This is a genomic window from Micromonospora sp. NPDC049089 (genome assembly GCF_040648775.1).
GTDB lineage: Bacteria > Actinomycetota > Actinomycetes > Mycobacteriales > Micromonosporaceae > Micromonospora.
This window is the reverse complement of record NZ_JBEZEH010000277.1, coordinates 1-7514: the sequence shown is the minus strand read 5'-3', so window position 1 is coordinate 7514 and position 7514 is coordinate 1. Positions and strand designations below refer to the sequence as shown.

Here is a 7514-nt window from a genome sequence, read left to right as displayed (position 1 = left end):
AAACCCCACCCCCCCCCCCCCGGGCGCCCCCCCCCCGGGCGGGCCCCCCCCCCGCTGCGGGTATTCCAGGGCGGCGGTCAGGCAGCGAAGATCCACCGCTTCGACACCACGTAGTTCGCCGCCGACAGCGACGCCGTCACCAACAGCTTCGCCAGCAGGTACGGCGTGCCCGCCCAGGTCAACGCGGACACCAGCACCACGTTGGCGGTCAGGTTCGCGAGGACCAGCGCGAAGTAGCGCCCCACCTGCGGCACCATCTGGGCGGACGAGCCGAACGACCACGCCCGGTTCAGCCCGAAGTTGACCCAGAACGAGGTCAGGAACGACATCCCGGCCGCAACCGGCAGGACGATCCGGAGAACTCCGTGGTACACGAAGAGTGATCCCGTGTCCACGGCGACGCTCAGACCCCCGACGACCAGAAACCGCACAGCGCTGTGTCGGGACAGGTGGCGGACGGACTCGGCAACAGGTGACAGCAAAGAGTTCTCCAAGGGGGGACCCGGAGCGGTGAGGACGACGAGGGAGTCTATCGTCTGTCCATCTACCCAGCGGGGCCTGCCCGCGCGAGCCGCGAGGTTGACGTGCCTGATCCCGGAAGAGTGACGTTGCCGGCCACCAGCGGAAGCCCGGCGGCCACCATCAGCACAGGCCGACGACACTGGGCCCTCGCCTTCGCCGCATTCTTCCTGATCATCTTCGCCTGGTCGATGGCCGCCCCGTACGACGGCACCCCGGACGAGCGGGAGCACATCGTCCGAGCGGCCGGCGTCGCCGCCGGGCAGATCGCGCCACCGCCCGCCGACGCGAAGAAGGGCACCGGCGCCTTCCAGACCGTTCCCGGTGGTCTCGTCCGTGAGCAGTGCTGGCAGTTCAAGAAGGAAGTCTCGGCAGCCTGCGCCCAGCCCCCCGGCAGCGACGACACACCGACCCGCGCCGGCACCGGGGCCGGTCGTTACTTCCCCGCCTACTACGCCCTCGTCGGCGCACCCACTGTGCTCTGGCCCGGCTGGTCCGGCGTCCTGCTCGCCCGCATGATCAGCGCCCTGTGCTCCGCCGCGCTGCTCGCCTGCGCGTACGTCGTGATCCGCAACCGGTCCCGCCGCGGCCTCATGATGGGCGCCCTGCTCGTCGTCACCACCCCGATGGCCGTGCACATGGCCAGCGCGGTCAACCCGAACGGCCTGGAGATCGCCGCCGGCATCGCCTTCTTCAGCGCGGTCATCCCCCTGCTCCTCGGTCCACCCGGCCCACGGCGTGGCCTCATCGTCCTCGTCGGGATCAGCGCGCTGCTCCTCGCGGTGCTGCGCCAGACCGGCCCGCTGTGGCTGGCGACCGCGTTCGTCGCGTTCGCCTTCCCGCTGCGCCGCGGCAACCTCCTCGGCCTACTGCGGGACCGGGCCGCGCAGCTCTGGGCAGGTGGCATCGTCCTGTCCACTCTCGCCGTGCTCGCCTGGTCCGTCCGCCAGCAGACCTCCGACCTCGGCAACTACTCCGCCGACCGGCTCACCTACGGGCAGGCGGCCCTGCGTGAGGCCGACCGGTGGCGGGGATACCTCGACCAGATCGTCGGGGTCACCTCCTGGCTGGACACCCGGATGCCCGCCCCGCCCTACCTGATCTGGCAGCTCGTCGCCGGAGCGCTGCTGCTCATCGGGGTCGTCTGGGGCAGCACGCTCGACCGGTGGCGCCTGCTCGTGCTGCTCGGCGGCGGCGTGGCCGTCCCCTCCCTCATGCAGATCGCCCTGGTCAACGAGAGCGGCTTCGTCACCCAGGGCCGCTACATGCTGCCCATGCTGGTCGGCGTTCTGCTCTACGCCGCGTGGATCGCCGAACAACGCGGCTTCGAGGTCGCCCGGGCCCGCTCGTTCACCCGACTCGCCGTCCTGCTCCTCCTGCCGATCCAGCTGTTCTGCCTGGCGTACACGATGGTCCGCTGGCAGAACGGCCTGCCCGCCAACATCGGGCTGAGCAGCCTCAACCCCCTCGCCGGCGACTGGCACCCGGTGGTCGGCTCGGTGGTCCCGCTGCTGAGCGCAAGCGTCGGCCTGGTGCTGTTCGGGTGGCTCGTCTGGACCACCGGCTCCGCCGAGACCGACGACCTGACGCCGCCCGCTGAGCATTCCGACACCGAATCCAGCGAAGTGTCGCGGCCCGCCGGCACTCACCTACAGAGTGCAGGTGCTCAGGGCGGACTACGCTCGACCTGACGGGGGACCGGGTCGGGCGAGCGAAGCGGGTAGGTCGATGAGCGTAAGACGGATCATGGGCACCGAGGTCGAGTACGGCATCTCAGTGCCCGGGCAGGCCGGAGCCAACCCGATGGTCACCTCATCGCAGGTGGTCAACGCCTACGGGGCACGTCCGGAACTCAACCGGGGCGGCCGGGCCCGGTGGGACTACGAGGAAGAGTCGCCGCTGCGCGACGCCCGCGGCTTCACCTACTCCGGTGCCGCGTACGACCCCGCCGAGGCCCTCGCGGACGAAGACCTGGGCCTGGCCAACGTGATACTCACCAACGGCGCACGGCTCTACGTGGACCACGCGCACCCCGAATACTCCACTCCCGAGGTCACCACCCCCAGGGACATCGTGCGCTGGGACAAGGCCGGCGAGCGGGTGATGGCCGAGGCGTCCCGCCGGGCCGCCACCATCCCGGGCACCCAGCCGATCCACCTCTACAAGAACAACACCGACAACAAGGGCGCCAGCTACGGTGCCCACGAGAACTACCTGATGCGCCGGCAGACGCCGTTCGCCGACATCGTGGCGTACCTGACGCCGTTCTTCGTCACCCGGCAGATCGTCTGCGGCGCCGGCCGGGTCGGCATCGGCCAGGACGGCGGCCAGAGCGGTTTCCAGATCTCCCAGCGTGCCGACTTCTTCGAGGTCGAGGTCGGCCTGGAGACCACCCTCAAGCGGCCGATCATCAACACCCGGGACGAGCCGCACGCCGACGCCGACAAGTACCGCCGGCTGCACGTCATCATCGGCGACGCCAACCTCTCCGAGATCTCCACCTACCTCAAGGTCGGCACCACCGCGCTGATCCTCACCATGATCGAGGAGAAGGCCCTCGGCGCCGACCTCGGCATCGCCGACCCGGTCAGCGAACTGCGCGCCGTCAGCCACGACCCCACCCTGACGCACCGCATGCGACTGCGCGACGGCCGCCGGCTCACCGCCCTCGACCTGCAATGGGCGTACCTGGAGCGGGTCCGGTCCTTTGTCGACGACCGGTACGGCACCGACGCCGACGAGCAGACCGTCGACGTGCTCGACCGCTGGGAGAGCGTCCTGGACCGGCTCGGCCGGGACCCGATGCTCTGCGCCGACGAGTTGGACTGGGTGGCCAAGCTGCGACTGCTGGAGGGCTACCGGGAGCGGGAGAAGCTCGGTTGGGGCTCGCACAAGCTCCAGCTCGTCGACCTCCAATATTCCGACGTCCGGCCGGAGAAGGGCCTCTACCACCGCCTGGTCAGCCGGGGGGCGATGAAGACGCTGCTCACCGACGACGAGACGCGCAGCGCGATGACCGAGCCACCGGAGGACACCCGGGCCTACTTCCGCGGTCGCTGCCTCGCCCAGTACGCCTCCGAGGTGGTCGCCGCGAGCTGGGACTCGGTGATTTTCGACGTGGGCCGGGAGTCGTTGGTCCGGGTGCCGATGATGGAACCCGAGCGGGGCACCCGCGCCCACGTCGGGGCGTTGTTCGATCGCTGCGCCAGCGCCAAGGACCTGTTGGAGACGTTGACCGGGGGCTGAGATCCGGTGCCTCCGCCGGGAATCGCTCTGTGGCATGCTAGGCCGTCCCCCGATCCGTCGACCCACACGGTGATGCGATGCTCCCCTCAGCCCGGCAGGTTGGCCTGCGTGCGATGACCGTTGTACCGCTGTCGAACGCGTACGCCGGGCGTGCCAACAGCTTCGGCTTCCTGCGGCTCTGCTTCGCCGTCGCGGTCGTTCTCGCGCACACCGCGGTGATCGGGTACGCCCGACCGTTGACCGAGGTCGTCGACGTGGCCGGTCTGGGGGTGGCCGGCTTCTTCGGCATCTCCGGCTTCCTCATCACCCGCAGCGCCCGGCGGGCCAGCCTGCCCCGCTACCTGTGGCACCGTGCCCTGCGGATCTGGCCGGGCCTCTGGGTGTGTCTGCTGTTCATCGGCTTCGTGGTGGCCCCGATCGTCTGGTACGCCGATCGCGGCAACCTGGACGGCCTGTGGCGGCACCCGGCCGGCGTGGTCAACTTCCTGCAGGCGAACTGGTGGGGTGGCTACCGCCAACAGGGGATCATGGACGTCTTCCGGGACACGCCGTACGGCGACCTGGTGCGTAAGAGCGTCCTCGACGGCTCACTCTGGACGCTCAGTTACGAGATCTTCTGCTACCTGATCGTGGCGTCGCTGGCCGTGGTGGCGGTGCTGCGTCGGGCCCGCTGGCTGGTGCTCGCGGCCGCCGTTCTCGTCTTCGGTCTGCTGCTGTGGAACCAGTACGAGGCGCTGCGCTTCGGCGGATCGACATACTTCACCAGCGGCTCCGTCGGCACGTTGCCGCTGCTCGGCACACTCAGCAAGATCTGGTTCCTGCGGTTCGGTTTCATGTTCCTGGTGGGCGCCGTGGCGGACCTCTACAGCGACAAGCTGCCCATCAGCGACGTCCTGGGCGTGCTCGCCATCGTGGTGACGGGCTGGCAGACCCTGGAGGGCCACCTGTTCGGCCCGGCGTTGCTCGCCTACGAGTACGCCATCCTCTACCTCGCGGTCCGGTTGCCACGGCTGCTGCACCGCGTGGGCCAGAAGAACGACTACTCGTACGGCATCTACATCTACTCCTTCGTCGTGCAGCAGATGCTGGCGTGGCTGGGGGCGGCTGCCTGGGGGTTCGTCGGCTACTTCGCGGTGGTCATGGTCTTCACCGTCGTCCTGGCGTTCCTGTCCTGGCATCTGGTGGAGAAGCAGGCGTTGCGGTTCAAGGACTGGACACCCCGCCTGCGGCGCGGGGCACCACAGGCGGAGGCCCCGGAGGAGCGGCAGCGTGAGTCGGAGCGGGCGCCGGCGCCGGTCCCGGCCGACGCGTCGGCTCCCCGGGGCTGACCCTTCGGCGTAATCGAACGTCCCTGACCCCGAACACGGCGGACGTGAGGGCTTTCTGTCGTCTGCGCGGGGTAGATTTCATCTCAGACGATCGTGGAGGAGACAGCCATGGCCACTCATGACAGCGGCGGCCAGTCGCAGTCCGGCAAGTCCCGTCAGGGCGAGGAAATCGAGGACGTCACCACCGAGGCCAACCCCGAGGTGGCCGAGCGGCACGCCGAGATCACCGAGGACGTCGACGACCTCCTCGACGAGATCGACTCCGTCCTCGAAGAGAATGCAGAGGAATTTGTGAGGGGCTACGTGCAAAAAGGCGGCCAGTAGGGCATAAGGGCACAAAGCGGACAGCCCCGTCCTCTGGATGACCGGGATGGCCACCGCCGCTGCCGCGATTGCGGCGAGTGGCTGCCCCACCTGCGGTGCCGGTACGGCGTGGGTGAGAAAGAGTTTCAGGAGCTCCTGGCCGAGCAGGGCGGGGTCTGCGCGATCCGTGGCGGCGCCGACCCGCAACATCTGGACCACGATCATCGCACCGGATGGGTGCGCGGGATACTCTGCTTCAACTGCAACGGTGGTCTTGGCCAGTTCCGTGACAGTCCCATGAGGCTGGCCAGGGCGATCACGTACCTGAGAGGAACCACGTGGCAGCGGGCTTTGATCCATCCGGGCGTCTTCCAGATGTGTTCACCAACGCGGGGACGTCCTCCTTCACGACGTTTCTGAGTCGGGTGGCCCCCGAGATGTTGCCCGGTCGGCGACCGCTGCCGCCGGGCATGGCCGCCGACCTGGCGCCCCACGCGACCACCATCGTCGCCATCGCGGCGGCCGAGGGTGTGGTGATGGCGGGCGACCGACGGGCCACCATGGGCAACCTGATCGCGCAGCGCGACATCGAGAAGGTGCACCCCGCCGACGCGTACTCGCTGGTCGGCATCGCGGGCACCGCCGGTATCGGCATCGAGCTGATGCGACTGTTCCAGGTGGAGCTGGAGCACTACGAGAAGATCGAGGGCGCGATGCTCTCGTTGGACGGTAAGGCCAACCGGTTGGCCTCGATGATCCGGGGCAATCTGGGGGCGGCCATGCAGGGGTTGGCAGTGGTGCCGCTCTTCGCCGGGTTCGACCTGGCCGCCTCCGACCCGGCGCGAGCCGGTCGGATCTTCAGCTTCGACGTGACCGGTGGCCCGTACGAGGAGACCGGCTACGACGCGATCGGGTCCGGGTCGCTGTTCGCGAAGTCCGCGTTGAAGAAGCGGTTCCGGGCCGGGTTGTCCGTCGAGGACGCGACGCGGCTGGCGGTCGAGGCGCTCTACGACGCCGCCGACGACGACACCGCGACCGGTGGGCCGGATCTGACCCGCCGGATCTACCCCGTGGTGATGACCGCGACCGCCGAGGGCACCCGCCGGTTGACCGACCCCGAGACGGCGGCGATCGCCGAGGGCGTGGTTGCCGGCCGGATGGAGAACCCGGGCGGTTGAGACCCGCACCTCACCAGTCAGCAGTCGTCAGCACAGCGCCGTAAGGAGAACCGCCGACGTGGCCATGCAGTTCTACGCCTCTCCCGAACAGATCATGCGCGACCGCTCCGAGTTGGCCCGCAAGGGCATCGCTCGGGGTCGCAGCGCGGTGGTCCTCAGCTACTCCGGCGGGGTCCTCTTCGTCGCGGAGAACCTTTCCAGTGCCCTGCACAAGGTGAGCGAGATCTACGACAGGATCGGGTTCGCCGCGGTCGGCCGGTACAACGAGTTCGAGAACCTGCGCCGCGCCGGAGTCCGGATGGCCGACCTGAACGGGCTCAGCTACGACCGGCGTGACGTCACTGGTCGGGCGCTGGCCAACGCGTTCGCGCAGACCCTGGGTGCCATCTTCACCGAGCAGTCGAAGCCGTTCGAGGTGGAGATCTGCGTGGCGGAGGTTGGTGCCACCCCGGAGGCGGACGAGCTGTACCGGCTGACCTATGACGGTTCGGTGAACGACGAGCCGGGGCGGATGGCCATGGGTGGTCAGGCCGAGGCGATCACCGGTGTGTTGAAGTCGGAGCATCGGGCGGACATGTCCCTGGCCGAGGCGGTCAGGGTGGCGGTGCAGGCGTTGAGCAGCGCCGGCGGTGAGGGCGGTGCCGCCCGGACGATCGCCGCGAACCAGCTCGAGGTGGCGGTCCTGGACCGTCAGCGGATCGGACGCACGTTCCGGCGGATCACCGGTGCCGCGCTGACGGCTCTGTTGGACGGGGATGCGACGGCCGAGGGGCAGGCGGCGGACGCGGCGGGCGGTCCCGCCGAGCCGGTCGTGCCGACCACGGAGGGGCACAAGCCGACGTCGTCGGCCGGTTCCGCGGACCTGGAGGACCGGCCCGCGGAGGGCGGCGAACGCTAGGGTACACCCGGTGCACGTCGAGGCGGATCACCAACCGCCCGT

8 protein-coding genes are annotated in these 7514 nt (G+C 69.4%); 7 read left to right on the top strand and 1 reads right to left on the bottom strand.

Features of this window, described 5'->3' with window-relative positions; genetic code table 11:
• Positions 1–77: 77 nt before the first annotated feature.
• Entirely contained in the window at positions 78–482 is a 405-nt protein-coding gene (locus AB0B48_RS30770) for a GtrA family protein (RefSeq protein WP_355007942.1), read from the bottom strand.
• 102 nt (positions 483–584) lie between these two features.
• Here AB0B48_RS30770 and AB0B48_RS30765 point away from each other — a divergent pair, with 102 nt between their 5' ends.
• The 7 genes from AB0B48_RS30765 to prcA all read left to right on the top strand — a co-directional run bounded on the left by AB0B48_RS30765 (position 585) and on the right by prcA (position 7472).
• Positions 585–2210, top strand: coding sequence for a DUF2142 domain-containing protein (locus AB0B48_RS30765; RefSeq protein ID WP_357207675.1), 1626 nt, complete (start codon positions 585–587; stop codon positions 2208–2210).
• A 37-nt stretch (positions 2211–2247) separates the two neighbouring features.
• Positions 2248–3765: a depupylase/deamidase Dop gene (gene dop / locus AB0B48_RS30760; protein ID WP_357207672.1), complete on the top strand. Its 1518-nt coding sequence runs from the start codon at positions 2248–2250 to the stop codon at positions 3763–3765.
• Positions 3766–3878: 113 nt separating this feature from the next.
• Positions 3879–5093: an acyltransferase gene (locus AB0B48_RS30755; RefSeq protein ID WP_357207669.1), complete on the top strand. Its 1215-nt coding sequence runs from the start codon at positions 3879–3881 to the stop codon at positions 5091–5093.
• 108 nt (positions 5094–5201) lie between these two features.
• Positions 5202–5417, top strand: coding sequence for a ubiquitin-like protein Pup (locus AB0B48_RS30750; RefSeq protein WP_030332902.1), 216 nt, complete (start codon positions 5202–5204; stop codon positions 5415–5417).
• A 108-nt stretch (positions 5418–5525) separates the two neighbouring features.
• A complete protein-coding gene (locus AB0B48_RS30745) occupies positions 5526–5816 on the top strand; it encodes an endonuclease VII domain-containing protein (protein WP_357207667.1) in 291 nt (96 codons plus the stop codon).
• A complete protein-coding gene (prcB, locus tag AB0B48_RS30740; RefSeq protein WP_355007948.1) occupies positions 5735–6574 on the top strand; it encodes a proteasome subunit beta in 840 nt (279 codons plus the stop codon). Before AB0B48_RS30745 ends, prcB begins: the two co-directional genes overlap by 82 nt.
• Positions 6575–6632: 58 nt before the next feature.
• Complete coding sequence (gene prcA / locus AB0B48_RS30735) at positions 6633–7472, top strand: proteasome subunit alpha (RefSeq protein ID WP_357207663.1); 840 nt, start codon at positions 6633–6635, stop codon at positions 7470–7472.
• Positions 7473–7514: the final 42 nt, after the last annotated feature.

Coding starts and splice junctions, on each gene's coding strand:
- AB0B48_RS30755 (WP_357207669.1), top strand. CDS start 3,879: ATGACCGTTGTACCGCTGTCGAACGCGTACGCCGGGCGTGCCAACAGC.
- dop (WP_357207672.1), top strand. CDS start 2,248: ATGAGCGTAAGACGGATCATGGGCACCGAGGTCGAGTACGGCATCTCA.
- AB0B48_RS30750 (WP_030332902.1), top strand. CDS start 5,202: ATGGCCACTCATGACAGCGGCGGCCAGTCGCAGTCCGGCAAGTCCCGT.